This is a genomic window from Cryobacterium sp. Y57 (assembly GCF_002929505.1).
Taxonomy (GTDB): Bacteria; Actinomycetota; Actinomycetes; order Actinomycetales; family Microbacteriaceae; genus Cryobacterium.
Genome location: NZ_PJJL01000058.1, coordinates 17,084 through 34,467 on the forward strand (window position 1 = coordinate 17,084; position 17,384 = coordinate 34,467).

The following is a 17,384-nucleotide window of genomic DNA, read 5'->3' on the forward strand; positions in this document are numbered from 1 at the left end:
CTGGATGTAATCCTTGCTAGTGGCCGAATTCGGCTGGCTTCGTTTCTTGGGTGCCCAAGCCAGGCTGGACGCTCCGACCGATGCGATGCTCGCATTCGAGAAGTCCTCAACTCACAAGCTTTTCTATGTGTAACTTATTGCTGACACCTAGATCGCTCGTCGTTAGCCCCCAATCCGAGGGTCGGCGTCTGTCCGAGTCACGACCCCGACCGTGCTGGGTGCAACACGCCGATCGGCTTCGCACCTGAAGCGGGCCCTTCTTGGCAATGAACACCGGGAAAGTGCCAGCGAACGTCAGTAGTCGCGTTGCTCGGTGCTCCAAGTGCGGTTATCTTGATCTAGCCGAACGTGCTGACCGGCAGTCGAGGTCGCCCAGCCATCATCGCTTTCCTTCGCGGTCGTTGACGACGGGAACGAGCTGACTCATTTGAGCATGGACGCCGAACTATTCGGCAAACTCGCCCGTCGTGCGTTCACATCACTGCCGAATCTGAGGAAGCGTTTGATCCCCTCAACCGAGAACGATCGAGGTCTCTCTGAGCCACTCAAAATGGCTCGAGCCCTGTTTGCGTAAACGCCCACAATCGGCAGTTTTTAAGAATTAACGTTGAATAAACGTGAATCGCATCAAATCTCGTCGCGCCTCTACCAACGGAAGATTCCTGATCAGATGGAATTCCGCAATCGATGCGGGGACTCGAATCCGGGACCAATGCAAAATTCACGAATGTTGACTCGGTCGCAAGCAAACAGAAGGCCTGATCAGAAACTGTTTTGTCGATATGCTCGGGATTTGAACCCGGGACCGATGTTCCTATACTCGAATCTCGACGATTTCCACCAAATTAAAACCCTGATCAGATCCAAATTACAGTAGGGCGGCCGGGACTTGAACCCGGGACCGACGGATTGCGCCGGGGATTTGTTGGGCCGACCGAGTGCGGACTGATACCTCGGTTGATCTCGACGTATCTCGATCTGATCAGGAGCTTCTTGCGTGTGATGTTGTCACCATTATTTCAACACCTCGGCCCATCTTGGTCGGTCTCGAGGCAATAAACGTTGAATATAAGTGTGTGCGTCAAGTCTCCCCTTGTGGACGCTGCCCTTGGGGCATCTCCTGAGATGGTTCTGGGTGAAGCGCGCGACGTCGTCCTGCAGTCCGGCGTAGGCCCGCGCAACGGGGCCCTCTGAACGGACAAAAGCGTCCACAGCCTCGAGCGCTGAGGTGATGATCAACCGGGGAGCGCGCACGTTCCACGACTCGCCTTCGGCGATCAGGTCATCGACAGTGATGGCCACGGGGCCGTATTTTCGGTTAATGCTGGGTGCCATCCTGCCGTCGCTATTGAAGTGAGTTTGCGGGACGACATCGTAGGCCGGAATAATCGTCGGGCTGCCTTACGGGAGGTTGCCTAAACGTGCTTGCCTCAAGTCTTTGCTATGAGCGCGTGGGGTGCGCTGGATGTTGTGACGACTTCAATCGATGTGTTCGTCCACGGCGGGTAAGGACCCGACCAGATCAGGTTGGCACACCTAGAACATACAATCAATCCGATTAAACGTCATCTAGGTGCGTATACGCCAAGCGTTACCTAAGCTGCTGCGTGTTCTCTAGGATTGCTGAACCTGTCCCGCAGCGTTTTGCGAACGATCGTTACCGAACACCACACGCCACGAACCTTTCGCATCGATAATCGACGAACTCACAAGCCATTCCTGATTACCCTCTTCGACTGACGCTGGTTGTTATCCGTCGTTGTGCAGAGCGGTGGAGGCCGAGTACATCGCGGCATAGATATGGCTGCGCATAGCGGTCTCAGCCAGGTCGCCGCTGCCGACACGGACGGCTAAGAGGATGTCGCGGTGCTGCACCACGGTGCGGGCAAGGTCAGCCTCGGTATAGCCGCGGAACGCTCGCTTCACCACGGCGACAGAGCTGAGGGTCGAGATAAACCCGCCGAGGAGTGAGCTCTCGGCCATCTCGAGCACGATCCGGTGGAATTTGGCATTGTGTTCCGCTACCTCGTCGAGGTAGCCGGGCGCGCGCACCTCGAGGGCCGATTCCAGGGCGGACTCTGCTTCCTGGAGCTGGTCGAACATGCCGGCGCCGTGCTTCTCCGCCGCGCGGCGTGCGGCATATCCCTCGAGAAGTGCCCGGAGTCCGTACGTCTCGGAGAGCTCCTCACCAGTCCAGTTGCGCACCCGCGCGCCCTTGTTGCGCACGACTTCGACGAGGCCTTCGGCTGCTAGTGCCCGAAGGGCTTCGCGTACGGGGGTACGGCTGGTGCCGAGCCGAGTGGCCAGGGCTTCCTCCCGTAGCCAAGAGCCCGGCTCGAGGGCACCTTCCGAAATATCCGAGAGTAGAGCCTCATAGACGCCACGGTTGCTGTCTCCGTCTTGTGCCATGAGGCCCTCTTTCATCAGTGCGTGCTGAGGCTGCGTTCAAGTTCCTGGTCGGAGTGCGCCTTCACCAGAACTCTATTGCTGCGCTGGACCAGTACCGAAATAACCCCGGAGAGGATAAGGAAGATTGCCAGCAGGGTGAAGGGCAGCTTGTAGCTACCGGAAGCGTCCGTCAGCCAGCCGGTGAGGTACGGCCCGGCGAATCCGCCGAAGTTGCCAACGGTGTTTACCACCGCGAGACCTGCGGCGGCGCCGACCCCGGAGAGGATCTTCGCGGGGAGGCCCCAGAGCACCGGCATCGACGAAATCACGCCGAGGGCGCAGAGGGTCACGCCGACCATGATCATGAAGGGGTTATTCACGTAAGCGGAGATCAAGATGCCTATCGCGCCGAGCGTCGTGGTGATGAACACGTGCCAGCCGATGTCACCGGTGCGCGCGCTGTGGCGGGCCCAGAAAAGCATGCAGATCGCCGCGATCGCGTAGGGGGTGGCGATGAGTAGGCTGGTTTGGATCGGCGAGAACGTGGTGCCGAACTGTTTTGAGAAACCGTCGATGATGCTTGGTACAAAGAAGCCGATGCCGTAGAGCCCGTAAACGATGCCCATATACGCAATAGAGAGAGCCCATACTTTTGCGTTCCTCAGCGCCGCCTTGATACTCGTGTCGTGTCGGGCACTAGTATCCGTCTCCGCCTCGATCTCCTTGTGGAGGAAATCCTTCTGCTGGGGCGTGAGCCACTTTGCCTGCTCTGGTCGGTCGGTCAGGTAGAAGAAGGCGATGACGCCGATGATGATCGCCGGTACTCCCGTGGTGAAGATCATGAAGCGCCAGCCCTCGAGGCCGGGGGTCGCGTTACCCACTCCAATGAGCCAGGTGGCGAGCGGTGCGGTGATGACGGAAGAGACGGGGATACCGAGCAAGAAGATCGAGAACGCCTTTACCCGATTGCGGTTCGAGAACCAGAAAGTGAGATACAGGAAGATTGCGGGGGCGAACCCGGCCTCCGCGACACCGAGAAGGAAACGCGCGAGTAGAAGTAGTTCGTAGTTCTGCACGAAGGCGGTGAGGGCGGCGATGATTCCCCAACTCACCATGATGCGGGCGATCCACTTTCGTGCACCGAACTTTTGCATGAGTAGATTGCTGGGTACCTCTAGAAGGATGTAGCCGATGAAGAAGATTCCCGCGGCGAAGCCGAACATCGTGGCGGTAAGTTGCAGGTCGTCGTTCATGCCGTTGGGGGCGGCGAAGGCTAGGGCCGTTCTGTCAACATAATTCACCAGGTACATCAGGAAGACGAAGGGGAGGATGCGCCAGACCACCCGCCTGTGGGTGACCCGCGCGATTTCTGGCCCGATGATGGTCTCTCGGATATCCACGTTGATTTCCTGCTTTCTGTTCTGTGCGATGTGTCGTGTCTAGTGGTACAGGGTTCCGCCATTGACGTGTAACGTCTGACCAGTGATGAAGCTCGCGGCCTCGTCGGCGAGGAAGAGCGCCGCGCCGACCATCGAATCGGTAGAGCCCTTCACATGGAGTGCTTGCTTCTGCACGATTCCGCTCCATTGACTTTCGGAGATGGTTTCACGGGGTACCTCGGTCGCGATGCCGTAGGGGCTGAGAGTGTTGATGCCGATGCCATATTCGCCCAGCTCCGTGGCCAGGCCCCGCGTCATCCCATTGATGGCTGATTTGGACGAGAGGTAGTGCAGGTAGTTCGGACGGCCATCGTCCACTACGCCGGAGGAAATGTTTACGATGCGACCGCCGCCGTTTGCCTTCATCACGGGGGTGACTTCGCGCACACAGAGAAAGGTGCCGCGGGTGTTGATGGCGAAAACCTGATCCCATTCGGTGACGGTGATCTCGGTAAACGGCTTCATCTTAAGTGCCGAGAAAAGGGCGGCGTTATTAATCAGAATGTCGATGGTGCCGTACTCCTCGACTACTCGGGCGACCATGGTCTTCACTGCCGTCTCAGAAGAGATATCCACGTGAACCGCGATTGCCCTGCCGCCGCGGTTCACGATCTCTTCCACCACATTCTCGGCGTTGCTCAGGTTGATATCGGCTACCACGACTGCTGCTCCTGCGTCGGAGAAACCGTGCGCGTAGCCGCGACCGATTCCCTGCCCGGCTCCGGTGATGATGGCGACTTTGCCTTCGAGGGACATAATGTACTCTTCTTTCGTGCGGGTGCGAGTGATTTGGTGATCAGCCGATGGTGAATGGGTCGCGGGTGGTATCGGAAAGATTGATCCACACGGCTTTGGTCTTGAGGAATTCGTCTACGGCCTCAATTCCGTTTTCGGTGCCTATGCCGCTGTTTTTGCGACCACTGGTGGGCACAGCGAAAGAGACGGTGCGGTATGAGTTCACCCATATCGTGCCGGCCACAAGCCGATCGGCGACCCGATGGGCGCGGGAGACGTTTTCGGTCCAGAGGCCGGCGGCGAGCCCATACTCGGTAGAATTAGCGATGGCGATTGCCTCCTCCTCGGTCGAGAATCGCTGGACGGCGATGACCGGCCCGAAGAGCTCTGTCGTCGCGATGGCCATAGATGGGGTGACGTGGTCAATGACAGTCGGCGAGTAGAAGGCCGGGCCGAGGTCGACGAGCGGCGCACCGCCCGCCGGTGCGTCCGCACCGTCGTCGAGCGCGCCGGATACGATGTTATGGATACGGGAAACGGATGCAGGACCGATCAACGGGCCCATTTCAGTGTCGAGGGAGAGCGGGTCACCCACCACAATCGTGCGGGCGCGCTCTGAAACCCGTGCGACGAGCTCGTCGGCAATCGACTCGTGCACGAGCAGGCGCGAGCCGGCCATACAGGTCTGACCGGCAGCTGCGTAGATGCCCGCAATCACGCCGTTGACCGCCTTATCAAGGTCGGCATCCGCGAAGACGATATTGGCGGATTTACCGCCAAGTTCAAGGGAGACCTTGGCGAAGTGAGCGATCGCGGCCGCCCCGATCTTCCGACCGACGTCGGTGGAGCCGGTGAAGGAAACCATGTTCACATCAGGGTGGGCAACAAGCGCCTGCCCGACGGCCGGGCCGCCGGTAACGACGGAAAGCACGCCGGCGGGGAACCCGGCACGTTCGAAGTACTCGGCAAACTTCAGGGTCGATGCGCTCGCGAGCTCGCTGGGCTTGACCACGACAGTGCAGCCGGCGGCGAGGGCAGGGGCGAGCTTGTAGGCAAGCAGTAGCACGGGCGAGTTCCAAGCGGTGATCGCCCCTACCACGCCGACCGGTTCCTTGAGAGTGTAAGTGTGGAAGTCTTTCTTGTCAGCGGCGATGGTACGACCGCTGATCTTGTCGGCGAATCCACCAAAGTAGCGATACCAGCCGGAGAGGGCGCGCGCCTGCCCGACCATCTCGCGTAACACCTTGCCGTTGTCCCTAGCCTCGATGTGTGCCAGCTCCTCGGCATTCTCGTCGAGGATGTCCGCGAGGGCGAACATGAGTCGACCGCGTTCGGTGGGCATCGTGTCTCGCCAGGCGCCGGTGAGAGCGGCGTACGCGCCCGACACGGCGTCCGCGACATCCGCCTCGGTACTGTCGGGGATGGTCGCCCACGGCTGGCCAGTGAAGGGCTCGATCGATTGGAAAGTCCGCCCTCCAGCGGCCTGACGCCACACGCCGTTTACGAAAATGGCGAAACTCTGCACCCTGTGCTCCTTAACGTCGTTGTTGCCAGAAATTGTATGCAATAAGTGGAAACTACACTATTTATTTCCAATAAGTCACGATTTTTTGGAAGAATTCCATACAATCCAGCGGTATTGGGAAGAAGAGCAGGGTCAGAGCTGACCGATACACAGAACGTCCGCCCCTCGAAGGAGTGCGTGTCCTCGAACTCGGGAGTCTCCTTGCGGGCCCCTTTTGCAGGTCGCGTCCTCGCGGATTTCGGTGCTGAGGTCCTGAAAGTTGACAGTCCGACATCCGGCGATCCAATGCGCGACTGGGGCATGGCATGGGTGAATGGTCGCGTGCGCTGGTGGTCGGTTCAGTCTCGCGGCAAGAATTTGATCAAAGTCGACCTTAAATCACGGCACGGTAGGGAGCTCATCGAGGAACTGGTCGAGGTTCCGACGTGATCATGAGACCTTCCGGCTTGGTAGATTCGAAAAATTCTTGTCCGTCACCTGAGCACTTGCGGAGCCCTAACCCCGGTCTCGAGATCGCGCGAATCTCTGGCTATGGCCAAACCGGCAGCAACGCGCATAAACGGGGATATGTCTCAGTCGCTGAAGCCGCAGGTGGGCTTCGCCACCTTAACGGTCACCCTGATGCCCCGCCCCACGGTCTGGAATTTCGCTCGGGGACAGCCGCGCCGCGCAGTTCGCGGTGCAGGGCCTCATGATGGCGCTGTAGTGGCGAGATGTGCGCGGCGGTACCTGCCAGATCGTCGACGTCTCCCTGGTCGAGTCTTGCTTCTCGCTGCGCGAGAGCACGGTACCCGACTATTCGGCCACCCAGTACGTGGCCCAAGCCAGCGGGTCGAAGCTCACCGGTATAGCCCTTTCCAACATCTACCCTCCTTTTGACGAGAAGTGGGTCGTGATCGCCGCTAATCAGAATTCAGTGTTCGCCCGTCTCCCTGCGGCCATGCAGCAGACGGAACTCGTGACTGACCCGCGTTTCGTTGATCACGCCGCCCGTGGGCCGCCACCGCTCAATAATCGACATCACCATTGTGCTGGACACGAATGGCGTGTCGTGGCATCGGAAATGGGCTGTGGGTCAGCGCCCACGAGATGGCGTTTCCTGACGCGTAACGGCTCGATTGCCGCCGGTAGCACTACGACGCTCGTGGTTGATACCCGGCCTGATGAGACCTGCACCGTCTCGCGCTCCACCGACAGCAACGCCTTTCTCAGGAGAGATCACATTGACCGTCACCCCCACCACCCAGCCCCGCGCGCTGCGTAGCGGCACCGTGAAACACCTTGAACCCATCACTATCGATCCGGGCCGCACCGTGGAGGCGCTGCAGGAGAGCATCGGGTCCGATAACTTCGACGTCGTCGGCCTCGAGGACGATAGCGACGTGTTTGTTGACGATGAAGGACCCATCAACGAGTCACCGCTGAACCTGCGTGTGACCGTCATCGCCCACCGGCTCGGCAGGCCGGTCGTGCTCTTCGGTAACGCCGTCGCGCTGGGCTGCGACATGGAGATGGCTGAGAGCATCAGCCTGACCGACGCTCAGGTGTACCGCCTCACCGCCGCTCTCGCCGCGCGGCCCAGTCCGGACATCATCGACCAGCTCGCGGCCTACTCCGGACGGAACGAGACCATGGAACGGTCACTCCGGCCCCGCGTGTCGAGCCGGGCAATATTTGAGACCAGTACAGCTGGTGAAAGCGTCTGGCCCCGTTGCCCCAGATCATAGGATGGCGGGACCACCTACCACCAGGCTCACACGTATGGCGACTCCGGGGTGCTGAACCCGGAGAACCGGTTGCAGCCATCGTTTAGAAGTCCTGCCGTTGTTGACTCCAAACTTCAGATACAGCACGAAGACCGTACCTGCAACGACCGTGGTCGCACCTCCATTATTTACCCGCACACGCGGTGGCCAGATGGGCACGCGAGATGATGTGACACTTTCTACGACCACGGCACGTCAGTGCCGTTAGAACGCTTACTCGCACGCTTCCCAGACCGAATTGAGCGCGCGCCGGCGGCATTCACGCATTTAGTGGATACACTAAAGCCGATCGTATATCTCATCGAGGAGCATTCATGTCGCAGCCACCCACCCCCCTCCCGCGCTCCGTGGATGTCATTGTCATCGGCGGAGGCAACGCTGGATTCACCGCCGCCCACGCGGCGGCCACCCGTGGGCGGTCCGTGCTGCTCTTGGAACGTGGCCCCGAGGATTTATCCGGTGGGAACAGCTTTTATACTGCCGGCGCGACTCGAATCGCGCATTCAGGCCTCGGCGACTTGGCATCCTTCGTCGAGGCCGACCCCCGGCATTCCGTCACGGAAGTTCCGCCGTACAGCGCCATAGACTACGCGGCCGACGTTGCAAAGGTCACATCGGGGCGGAACGACCCCGAACTCACGCGCATCCTGGTCGAGGAATCACAGAGCGTTCTACGCTGGCTTCACGATTTGGGGCTGAGATATCGCCTGATGTACGAACGGCAGGCCTATGAGCGCCCCGACGGATCGTTTCTATTTTGGGGCGGTCTCCACGTAGGGAACGTTGACGGAGGAAAGGGCCTCATCGCCGACCACCGAAGAGTTGCAGCAAACCTCGCCTACGACGTCCGCTACGGCACCATGGTGACCGGCTTTCTCACGGCCGGCGCTACCGTCATCGGCGTGCGTGCCATAGACGAAGCCGGTGTGCCGACAGAAATTACGGCCGAGTCGGTCGTGATTGCTGCAGGCGGGTTTGAGGCCAACGCGACAATGCGCGAGCAATACCTCGGCTCCGGCTGGGGCAAAGCGAAAGTGCGTGGCACGCCGCTGAACACGGGAGAGCTCCTGACCGCGGCGATCGACCTCGGCGCCGCGCGGGGAGGCGACTGGAGCACTGCGCACAGCGTGCAGTGGGACGCCTTCCATACCGACAACGAAAGCAATCGCGAACTCACGAACCGCTTCACCCGGCAGAGCTATCCGCTCGGGATTATCGTGAACAAGTCGGGCAAGCGGTTCCTCGACGAGGGCGAGGACTTCAGGAACTTGACTTACGCAAAGTTCGGCGGTCGAATCCTGGAGCAGGAAGACGGCATCGCCTACCAAATTTTTGATGCGAGGCTGCGGCCCATGCTCCGCGCCGAGGAGTACGACATGCCGGGAATCAGCGTGACGTCGGCCGGAACGATCGGCGAAATTGCCGATCTCCTCGGCATCGACCGCCCTGGGTTCGAGAGGACCGTCACCGAGTTCAACGCCTCGATCGACCGCAGCGCCACCTTCGACCCGAACGTCAAGGACGGGAGGGCGGCGAGAGTTTCGCCGCCCAAGAGCAACTGGGCCAACCCTCTCGAGATAGGGCCGTTCTACGCGTATCCCGTTACGTGCGGCATTACCTTTACCTTCGGCGGTCTGAAGGGCGACATCGACGGCCGTGTCCTGAGCGACGCGGGCGTCGCTATCCCCGGCCTATTCGCCGTCGGCGAGGCGCTGGGCGGTCTGTTCTCCGGCAACTATCCGGGCGGGTCCGGGCTTGCCGCGGGCGCCGTATTCGGCCGTCGAGCTGGATTGGTCGCGTAAAATAAGGTGACCGAAGCCGTTAGGCATATTCTTTGGAGAAGCAGATGACCGCCTCGACGGGCACGCGACACGACGGCGACTCTATCCACCGCGCCCTACGTGAGGATATTCTGTCCGGTGCCTCCCGGTCGGGCGAAGCGATGCGTGAAGTGACTCTCGCAGAACGATTCGGCGTGTCCCGCACCCCGGTGCGACAGGCCCTTGGCCGCTTAGAACAGGAACGCCTTCTCGAGCGCGGAGCACGTGGATTGTTCGTAAAGCGTGTCGACGCCCGGGAAGTGGTGCAGGTGTACGACATCCGCATCATGCTCGAGGCGGAATGCGCGTCCCAGGCCGCGCTCTCCCGCGACTCGTCCGACATCGCGCGCCTACAGGGTCTCCTCGAACGCGACCAGTCGCTGACGGATCCCTCGGACCGAGAGCGCACGGTGAATAACCTTGAATTCCATTCCGCCATCGGGGTGGCCGCCCACAATCCTGTCCTGACCGATCTCCTGCAGCGACTGTCGAGCCACCTCATCCACACTCCCCGGTCCACACTGTCCGTCGGAAATCGGTGGGCCGAGGCACTGCAGGAGCACGCCTCCATCCTGGCGGCTATCTCCGACCGCGACGGGATCCGTGCCAGCTCGCTTGCCCGGCGGCACATGGAGAGGGCCCGCGAGATTCGTCTCGACCTTATCCGGGCAGAGTTCTCGCAGCCCTCCTAGTCCGCAGCGCCGAGCACCTCACGACTTGCCTATTCAGTCCAACAATGGATTAGTGTATACAAGTGTCGACAATGAAGTCTGTCCCGAAGCGAGGTATCCGTGCACATGGAAAATGAAACTCCGACCGGTCGAGCGCACCCGTGGCGGGGTCTGGTAGGCGTTTCGGTGCTCGCCTGCGCGATCGTCGCCGCTCTCATCACCACCGATATCGCCAGGAGTTCGGCTCCGGCCTCCGCAATCCAGGCGGCCCTCGGCGGGCAGCAATTGCGAATCATGGCCCCGGCGAATCCCGGCGGCGGGTGGGACCAGACCTCTCGCGCACTTCAGGTCGCGCTGGGCGACATTGCGGGGCGAAGCGAGGTCTACAACGTGGGAGGTGCGGGCGGAACGCCGGGACTGGCTCAGTTCGTGCAACACGAAGGCGATGCCAGTCAGCTCATGACGACCGGCGCGATTATGGTCGGTGCGATCATCACGAATGACTCCCCCTTCTCTCTCGGCGACACGACCCTGCTTGCCCGGCTGACCACTGAGTATCTCGTTGTTGTTGTACCGGCATCGTCGGAGATCATGTCCCTCGCCGACTTGACCGAATTGATGGAATCGGATGTCGCGGCACAATCGATCTCAGGCGGGTCCGCGGGAGGTGTCGAACAGATTTTGGCCGGAATGTACGCCCAAGCCATCGGGGCTGACCCGGCAGAGGTGTCCTATGTGGCGCATTCCGGCGGCGGCGAGGCGCTAACCACGCTGCTCTCCGCGCGGTCGACGGCTGGAATTTCCGGCATCTCGGAAATTGCGCCGTACATAGCGGACGGCTCGGTTCGCGCCCTAGCCGTTTCGAGCCCGGGACGGGTGCCCACCCTTCCAGACGTGCCGACCTTCATCGAGCAGGACGTCGCCATCGAATTGCAGAACTGGCGCGGAATCGTGGCCCCACCCGGGATCAGCGAGGCCGACAGGAAAGCACTAGTCGACCTCCTCACCGAGATGCACGGCACCGACCAGTGGCAGGAAATCGTCGCCACGCGTGGTTGGGGTGACGAATTCCTCACCGGTGACGAGTTCGACGAATTCGTCAGGGTGCAGGAGCAAGACATTCGTGGCGTCCTTGAAGACATTGGATTGGTGAGCTGACCATGGCCGAACCCACCTCTATGCGATCAGGGCATGTTCCGCCGGGACTTGACACGACCGAGATGCGCTCGATGTCCGACCGACGCACGTCGCCGCCCTCCCCAGTCGCACAGCGCGCAGGGAAACACCCACTGGTGACCAGCGGCGCGGCGACAATGGTCGTCGGCGTGCTTCTCGTCGCCACGTCAGCGATTGTGTTCGGCGACGCGATTGCGTTGCGACCCTCCAGTGAGCCGCTCGGACCCGCCGCTTTCCCCCTGATCATCGCCGTCCTTCTTGCCCTCGTCGGAATTGCTCTGGTGGTGTCCAACAGACGTTCCGCACTTGTGCTTGCACGAAACATCACTCGGGAGGGTGCTCCCCAGTTGGCCAGGGTACTCATTCTGCTGGGCAGCATCGTCGTTTACGCGCTCGTCCTTCCGATTGCGGGGTTCACCGTCACATCCGCTCTCCTGTTCACGGTCGCCGCGCGCCTGCTCGGCTCTACACACAGGTGGCGGCTCCCGCTATACGGGATCGTGATCTCGGGACTGATCACACTGCTCTTCGACCGTCTGATCGGCCTTGCCCTGCCCGCCGGACCGTGGGGGTTCTGATCATGGACCAACTCGAACTACTCCGCCAGGGATTCGAAGCCGCGCTCACCCCGGGGAACCTGCTGTGGGCGCTCCTCGGGGTCACGATCGGCACCGCTGTTGGGGTTCTCCCCGGAATCGGGCCCGCTCTCACCGTGGCGCTCCTCCTACCGATCACCTTCCAACTGGAGCCGGCATCTGCCCTGATCCTCTTCGCCGGCATCTACTACGGCGGCATGTACGGGGGGTCAACCACTTCAATTCTGCTGAACACTCCGGGAGAGTCGTCGTCGATCGTGTCGGCGATCGAAGGCAACAAGATGGCGAAGGCCGGCCGCGGGGCTGCAGCGTTGGCAACAGCCGCCGTCGGTTCATTTGTGGCTGGCACCATCGGCACGATCGCGCTCACCTTTGTAGCGCCTGCCGTTGCCCAATTCGCGATCCAGCTCGGTCCCCCGGAATACGTCGCCCTGATGGTCATCGCCTTCGTAACAGTGTCCGCTCTCCTTGGGCCGAACATGATCAAGGGCGCCGCGAGCCTCCTCATCGGACTCACTCTCGGCCTTGTCGGGATCGATGCGCAGTCCGGCCAGGCACGCCTCACCTTCGGATCGAGTGGATTGTTCGACGGAATCGATGTTGTGCTCGTGGTGGTCGGCCTCTTTGCGATCAGTGAAGCACTGGGGCATATCCTCGCACGCACCGGACAAACAACTGTCACGCCGGTTAAGGGTCGGGCACTCCTCACGAAAGAGGAATTCCGGCGATCATGGCCCGCATGGCTGCGCGGCACGGCACTCGGCTTCCCCATCGGATCCCTCCCCGCCGGAGGCGCGGAGATCCCGACGTTCCTCTCCTATGCCGCGGAGAAACGGCTCTCCAAGCACAAGGACCAATTCGGGCACGGGGCAATCGAGGGCGTGGCAGGTCCGGAAGCCGCAAACAATGCCGCTGCGGCGGGTGTCATGGTTCCCCTCCTGACCATCGGCCTGCCAACGTCTGCTACCGCCGCGGTCATGCTCACCGCATTCCAGTCATACGGTCTCCAGCCCGGGCCGGCCCTATTCGCGGAGTCGGGCGACCTGGTCTGGGCGCTAATTGCGTCCCTGTACATCGGCAATGTCATGCTGCTCGTGCTCAACCTTCCGCTGGTGAAGGTGTGGGCGAAAATGCTCACCATCCCGGCCTGGGCGATCTACTCATCGGTCGTGGTCTTCGCGTGCCTGGGAGCGTACTCCGCAGGAGGGTCCATCACGGACCTCTATCTCCTGGCCGCGATTGGTGGTCTCGGACTGTTGCTGCGCCTGGCGGACATTCCAGTCGCACCAGCGGTCGTGGGACTGATCCTCGGCCCACTCCTCGAGCAGCAACTGCGTCGAGCTCTCATTCTGTCCGAGGGAGACCCGGCAATTCTCATCTCGAGTCCGTTCACCATAGGACTCTGGCTGGTGATCGCGCTGGTGCTGGCCGTGCCGGGCGTCATGGCGCTGGGTCGACGTCGACGTCGCGCTCTCGCACTGTCTAACGCAGAGTAAAACACGGGGCAGGTCTCAGAACCGCTCCCAGTCTCAGAACGCCACAGTGCCCGCACGAAATTCCTCTACTCAAACGATGCGACCTCCAGCATCAACGGCACTCGTCGCTTCACGGCCGAGACACAGACCGTCGTAGATCGTCTCAGCACAGACGTGCCACGTCGGCGTGCCCGAGTATCGACGTCGCAGCCATGCTGACCTGACCCGGCGACTATCGCTTCGCAAGTTTCACGGCGACGACGCCCCGAAGGGCAGGGATGTCCGCAAAGACGCGGGTTCTCGGTCGCTTCCGTTCCGGATGCGCCCGGTGCGGGCGAACTAGGGCTGGCATGAACCGTCGGCCTTGCGGTTGCGTGCGATCTCTCGATAAACGCTCTGAAAGCTTTTCCCGATCCGGGCTGCGATTCCTTTCACGGCCTCGCCTGCAGCGCGACCGTCGCCGATTTCGATTCGATCGTCCTAAGAGAAATAGCGTGAACTAACGGGGACACGTTCCACGACTGGCATACTGCCAGCATCGATGAACCACAACGATCCGCAGCTGAGCGACACTCCGACCTGTCGGGCTGCCTCAGACCCCGACAATCCCTCCCGAATCAATTCGAAGTAGCGCCGCCTAACTGCTGCCGGCATCTTGTTAGGTGCGAATCTGACCCTTGATTTCTCCCTGCTCGGGATTCGCAACGACCAGCAGAAACTGCCCAGCGCCCAACGGGCGCGACTGCATCAGAGCGGCTTCAGAGTTCGTAGGCTGGCTGCCTTATGGACGTACGCGGGGTCGACCCCTGCGAGGCGAAATCAGTATCGTCAAGATCGCAACAAGGCTGTCAGGCCGGGTACCAGCCTGCTTTGGGCAGAAGAGACTGGATCTGGCTGTCGAGTTCGAGCGACAGCCAGGCGGCAATGTCCAGGAGTCGATAAGTCGAGATGGAACCGGCGTCGATCTGCGAACGCTCCAGTGCATATAGCAGATCTTCCGTCCCGATGTTGCCGGTGGCCTTCGGCGCGAACGGGCATCCACCAAAGCCTCCGACGGAGGCATCCAGTGCCACGGTGCCGTCGTAGTCCAGTTCGGCGGCGGTCAGTGCGTTGGCATACCCAGTGTTGCGGGTGTTGTGGAAGTGGAATCGCAGTTTCTCCGTGCTTAGCCGGACGCTCGCCAGCTCCGCGAACTGCCGCACCTGTGCAGGCACCCCAACACCGATTGTGTCGGCGAATGCGATCTCATCCACGCCCAGATCGACCACCCGTGCAAAGACGTCGGCCACGGTATCAAGGGCAACGTTCCCTTCGAACGGGCAGCCGAATGCGACGGCAAGGGTCACCGAAGTGCGGAGCTTCGCTTCCTTCGCGAGCTCGACGGCGGCGACCGTTTCGATGATCATGTCGGCGACTGTTTTGCCCTGGTTTCGCACGCCGAAGGTGTCGGTGACGGGCAGCACGATGTTGACCTCGGTCACCGGGGTGAGCATCGCCCGCTCGACGCCCCGGCGGTTCAGTACGAGGCCGATGTAGTCGACCCCACGCCCGCCGGGAACCTGAGCCATCACTTCTTCTGCCCCGGCCATTTGCGGCACCTTGGTCGGGTGGACGAAGCTCACCGCTTCCATCCGGGTGACGCCGGCGTCAACCAGCCGGGTGATGAGCTCGACCCGGGTGTCGATCGACAGGGTCCGTTTCTCATTCTGGAGTCCGTCTCGCGGACCGACCTCCACGATTTCGATTGTTGTCATGCTGTGCTCTCTTCGGGTGTCCAGGCGGTTGGTCGATACGAGGGCGGCCGTGAGCGCACCGGCGCGAGAAGCTCGTGCAGCCGGTAATCGTCGTTCGCTATGGGAGTCTGAAACTCCCCGCGCAGGCCGGTGAAGCCAAGCCAGCCGCGGGCATCCGGGCTCAGCAGAAAGGCACCAACAATCACATAGGTGAGTTGCTGAAAGACGGCGGGCTCCGACGCTTCGAGATGACGACAGAACGAGTCGACGTCGGTTCCGGATGCTCTACTCGCGATCGCGACGAACGCCGTTTTTAGGTCCGGCCGCTGCTCGAAGAATTCATCGAGCCGGCCACCGGCAACGTCGACCTCGGCCGCCGATGGACCTGACGCTCCCGCGGGGATGAGCACCTGCGCGATCTCGGCAATCAGGTCCCGGTCTGACGTTGAGATTGGACTGGTTAGTGGTGAGAGTTGGGTCGACCTCATCGCGCGTACCATTCCTCGAGGAAGTGGGTGGAGCTCCACAGGGCCAGGGCCGCCTGAGTCGCGACAGGGTTAACTCCGCCAGACGTGACCCAGGTACTGGAATCGAAAATATGCAGATTCTTCACGTCGTGGGTCGTCCCGTATCTATCGGTCACCGAATTGGCGGGATCGTCTCCCATGACGGCGGTGCCCATGAGGTGCCAGCCGCTCGAGCGCACCAGAGGAGCGACGACAGTCTCGACGGCACCCGCGGCGATCAGAGACTCGGCCGCCTTCTCGGTGTGGAACTTGAGCAGGGCGCGGGAGTTTGCGTCAGCGACATACTCGATCTTCGCGCCAGGCAAACCGTCTCCATCGACGAGAGTGTCCGACAGGGTGACCCGATTGGTGTCCACTGGCAGATCCTCAGCGACAAGCGTCCACATAGGTGCACGGTTGAACCGAGCCTTTAACGTCTCATGGAAATTCTCGCAGTACATCACTTCATTCGCGACCTCCCATGGATAGGAACGCGTCACAGCGAGCGGCCCACCTGTCGGTTGGAGCCCCCATTTGGCGCCACGCACGAAGCCGCGCGATGCATCCGTTTCATAAAAGTGCATGCTTTGGATCTGCTGCCCAAGCGGACTGACCGCCGTATCGAGGTCGTCGTCAAAGAGTCCAGCGACGGCTCCGAATGGATGCAGCATCAGCCGCTTTCCGACGAGGCCGGAGGAGTTCGCCAGTCCGTCCGGATACTCGTCCGTCGCCGATAGCAGGAGGAGGCGTGGTGTTCCAATGCCATTGGCGCAGAGGATGACGGAGCGGGCGTGAAGGGTCTGGACGTTACCGTCACTGTCGATGTATTCGCATCCGGTTGCCTCGCCATTTTCGACGAGGACACGACGAACGCGGGCGTTTGTGCGGAGTTCAGCTCCGGCGTTGAGTGCGGACGGCCAGTGGGTGACGTCTGTGGACGCCTTGATCGACTCCGGTCCTTCTTTAGTGCTGCGCTCCGGGTCGGGGAAGGTTGCGCTGGCGCCCGGCCACCAGGACCAGCCGAGCTCGTTGAGCGCTTTGGCCATACGGGCGCCGAACGCGCGGATCGGCAGTGGAGGGTTCGGCGGTCCGTCACCTTCGGGATAGGCCGGGTCACCGGCGAGCCCGGAGATCTGGAACTGGCGTTCGGCCTCGAGATAGTGCGGTTCGAGATCTTCGTAGCTGAGTGGCCAGTCGTCGGCGACCCCATCGTGTGAACGCACCCGGAAGTCGCTCGGTGTCATACGGTTCCATTTAGCCAGGTACAGCACAGAACTGCCTCCGACACCATTCCACATTAGAGCCGCAACATCGGAACCGGAGTCGTCGATCGGATAGTCAGACGTGTCCTGCCTCACATTGGGGTCACGTTGCCAGTACTGTTCGGCTGCGACTTCGGAGTCGCGACGGTGTACGGCGCTGCGGCCGTACTCGGGCCAATCACCCTGCTCGAGGCAGATGACGGTGAGGCCCGCCTTAGCCAGTTCATTCGCGGTGACAGCACCGGAAAGTCCTGCTCCCACGATGATGGCATCGACTTTGTCGTCAGGCACA

At 61.3% G+C, this 17,384-nt stretch carries 18 protein-coding genes; 9 read left to right on the top strand and 9 right to left on the bottom strand.

The genetic code is table 11. The features are described from left to right. Nucleotides 1-1,014 precede the first annotated feature (1,014 nt). The 5 genes from CXY72_RS05125 to CXY72_RS05145 all read right to left on the bottom strand — a co-directional run bounded on the left by CXY72_RS05125 (nt 1,015) and on the right by CXY72_RS05145 (nt 6,087). Complete coding sequence (locus CXY72_RS05125; protein WP_146071066.1) at nt 1,015-1,335, bottom strand: hypothetical protein; 321 nt, start codon at nt 1,333-1,335, stop codon at nt 1,015-1,017. Between the two features lie 414 nt (nt 1,336-1,749). Continuing rightward, nucleotides 1,750-2,409 carry a GntR family transcriptional regulator gene (locus CXY72_RS05130; RefSeq protein WP_158252480.1) on the bottom strand — a complete coding sequence of 220 codons (660 nt, stop codon included), beginning with the start codon at nt 2,407-2,409 and terminating at the stop codon, nt 1,750-1,752. Between the two features lie 14 nt (nt 2,410-2,423). Further along, nucleotides 2,424-3,788, bottom strand: a complete 1,365-nt coding sequence (locus CXY72_RS05135) for an MFS transporter (protein ID WP_199183960.1) — start codon at nt 3,786-3,788, stop codon at nt 2,424-2,426. Nucleotides 3,789-3,827: 39 nt separating this feature from the next. Then, a complete protein-coding gene (locus CXY72_RS05140) occupies nt 3,828-4,583 on the bottom strand; it encodes an SDR family NAD(P)-dependent oxidoreductase (RefSeq protein WP_104126628.1) in 756 nt (251 codons plus the stop codon). Between the two features lie 40 nt (nt 4,584-4,623). After that, nucleotides 4,624-6,087: an aldehyde dehydrogenase gene (locus tag CXY72_RS05145; RefSeq protein WP_104126629.1), complete on the bottom strand. Its 1,464-nt coding sequence runs from the start codon at nt 6,085-6,087 to the stop codon at nt 4,624-4,626. A 177-nt stretch (nt 6,088-6,264) separates the two neighbouring features. On the opposite strand from CXY72_RS05145, the gene CXY72_RS20570 reads away from it, so the two are divergent. The 9 genes from CXY72_RS20570 to CXY72_RS05190 all read left to right on the top strand — a co-directional run bounded on the left by CXY72_RS20570 (nt 6,265) and on the right by CXY72_RS05190 (nt 13,612). Then, a complete protein-coding gene (locus tag CXY72_RS20570; protein ID WP_370446210.1) occupies nt 6,265-6,516 on the top strand; it encodes a CoA transferase in 252 nt (83 codons plus the stop codon). 2 nt (nt 6,517-6,518) lie between these two features. After that, nucleotides 6,519-6,782 (top strand): CoA transferase, encoded by a 264-nt coding sequence (locus tag CXY72_RS20575; RefSeq protein ID WP_370446211.1) that lies wholly within the window; start codon nt 6,519-6,521, stop codon nt 6,780-6,782. A 20-nt stretch (nt 6,783-6,802) separates the two neighbouring features. Next, the gene (locus tag CXY72_RS20580; protein WP_104126632.1) at nt 6,803-7,351 is read left to right on the top strand and encodes a CoA transferase; all 549 of its coding nucleotides are present in this window, start codon (nt 6,803-6,805) and stop codon (nt 7,349-7,351) included. Beyond that, nucleotides 7,311-7,814, top strand: coding sequence for a DUF3846 domain-containing protein (locus CXY72_RS05165; RefSeq protein WP_158252482.1), 504 nt, complete (start codon nt 7,311-7,313; stop codon nt 7,812-7,814). Before CXY72_RS20580 ends, CXY72_RS05165 begins: the two co-directional genes overlap by 41 nt. A 353-nt stretch (nt 7,815-8,167) precedes the next feature. Further along, on the top strand, nt 8,168-9,655 hold the full coding sequence (gene tcuA, locus CXY72_RS05170; RefSeq protein WP_104126634.1) for an FAD-dependent tricarballylate dehydrogenase TcuA: 1,488 nt from the start codon (nt 8,168-8,170) through the stop codon (nt 9,653-9,655). A 44-nt stretch (nt 9,656-9,699) separates the two neighbouring features. Then, on the top strand, nt 9,700-10,365 hold the full coding sequence (locus tag CXY72_RS05175; RefSeq protein WP_104126635.1) for a GntR family transcriptional regulator: 666 nt from the start codon (nt 9,700-9,702) through the stop codon (nt 10,363-10,365). Nucleotides 10,366-10,470: 105 nt separating this feature from the next. Beyond that, complete coding sequence (locus CXY72_RS05180; protein WP_104126636.1) at nt 10,471-11,502, top strand: tripartite tricarboxylate transporter substrate binding protein; 1,032 nt, start codon at nt 10,471-10,473, stop codon at nt 11,500-11,502. A gap of 134 nt (nt 11,503-11,636) precedes the next feature. Further along, a complete protein-coding gene (locus CXY72_RS05185) occupies nt 11,637-12,098 on the top strand; it encodes a tripartite tricarboxylate transporter TctB family protein (protein WP_158252483.1) in 462 nt (153 codons plus the stop codon). Nucleotides 12,099-12,100: 2 nt separating this feature from the next. After that, entirely contained in the window at nt 12,101-13,612 is a 1,512-nt protein-coding gene (locus CXY72_RS05190; RefSeq protein ID WP_104126668.1) for a tripartite tricarboxylate transporter permease, read from the top strand. A gap of 318 nt (nt 13,613-13,930) precedes the next feature. Here CXY72_RS05190 and CXY72_RS20585 read toward each other — a convergent pair whose 3' ends face one another. The 4 genes from CXY72_RS20585 to CXY72_RS05210 all read right to left on the bottom strand — a co-directional run bounded on the left by CXY72_RS20585 (nt 13,931) and on the right by CXY72_RS05210 (nt 17,383). Next, entirely contained in the window at nt 13,931-14,062 is a 132-nt protein-coding gene (locus CXY72_RS20585) for a helix-turn-helix domain-containing protein (protein ID WP_104126638.1), read from the bottom strand. A 377-nt stretch (nt 14,063-14,439) separates the two neighbouring features. Continuing rightward, a complete protein-coding gene (locus CXY72_RS05200) occupies nt 14,440-15,345 on the bottom strand; it encodes a hydroxymethylglutaryl-CoA lyase (RefSeq protein ID WP_104126639.1) in 906 nt (301 codons plus the stop codon). After that, nucleotides 15,342-15,812, bottom strand: a complete 471-nt coding sequence (locus tag CXY72_RS05205; protein ID WP_104126640.1) for a hypothetical protein — start codon at nt 15,810-15,812, stop codon at nt 15,342-15,344. Before CXY72_RS05205 ends, CXY72_RS05200 begins: the two co-directional genes overlap by 4 nt. Continuing rightward, a complete protein-coding gene (locus CXY72_RS05210; RefSeq protein WP_146071067.1) occupies nt 15,809-17,383 on the bottom strand; it encodes a GMC family oxidoreductase in 1,575 nt (524 codons plus the stop codon). The genes CXY72_RS05205 and CXY72_RS05210 overlap by 4 nt, the downstream gene beginning before the upstream one ends. Nucleotide 17,384: the final 1 nt, after the last annotated feature.

Excerpts from the sequence above, each read along its gene's own strand:
- CXY72_RS05125 (WP_146071066.1), bottom strand. The coding sequence starts at position 1,335 with ATGGCACCCAGCATTAACCGAAAATACGGCCCCGTGGCCATCACTGTC.
- CXY72_RS05130 (WP_158252480.1), bottom strand. The coding sequence starts at position 2,409 with ATGGCACAAGACGGAGACAGCAACCGTGGCGTCTATGAGGCTCTACTC.
- CXY72_RS05140 (WP_104126628.1), bottom strand. The coding sequence starts at position 4,583 with ATGTCCCTCGAAGGCAAAGTCGCCATCATCACCGGAGCCGGGCAGGGA.
- CXY72_RS20575 (WP_370446211.1), top strand. The coding sequence starts at position 6,519 with ATGAGACCTTCCGGCTTGGTAGATTCGAAAAATTCTTGTCCGTCACCT.
- tcuA (WP_104126634.1), top strand. The coding sequence starts at position 8,168 with ATGTCGCAGCCACCCACCCCCCTCCCGCGCTCCGTGGATGTCATTGTC.
- CXY72_RS05175 (WP_104126635.1), top strand. The coding sequence starts at position 9,700 with ATGACCGCCTCGACGGGCACGCGACACGACGGCGACTCTATCCACCGC.
- CXY72_RS05180 (WP_104126636.1), top strand. The coding sequence starts at position 10,471 with ATGGAAAATGAAACTCCGACCGGTCGAGCGCACCCGTGGCGGGGTCTG.
- CXY72_RS05190 (WP_104126668.1), top strand. The coding sequence starts at position 12,101 with ATGGACCAACTCGAACTACTCCGCCAGGGATTCGAAGCCGCGCTCACC.
- CXY72_RS05200 (WP_104126639.1), bottom strand. The coding sequence starts at position 15,345 with ATGACAACAATCGAAATCGTGGAGGTCGGTCCGCGAGACGGACTCCAG.
- CXY72_RS05205 (WP_104126640.1), bottom strand. The coding sequence starts at position 15,812 with ATGAGGTCGACCCAACTCTCACCACTAACCAGTCCAATCTCAACGTCA.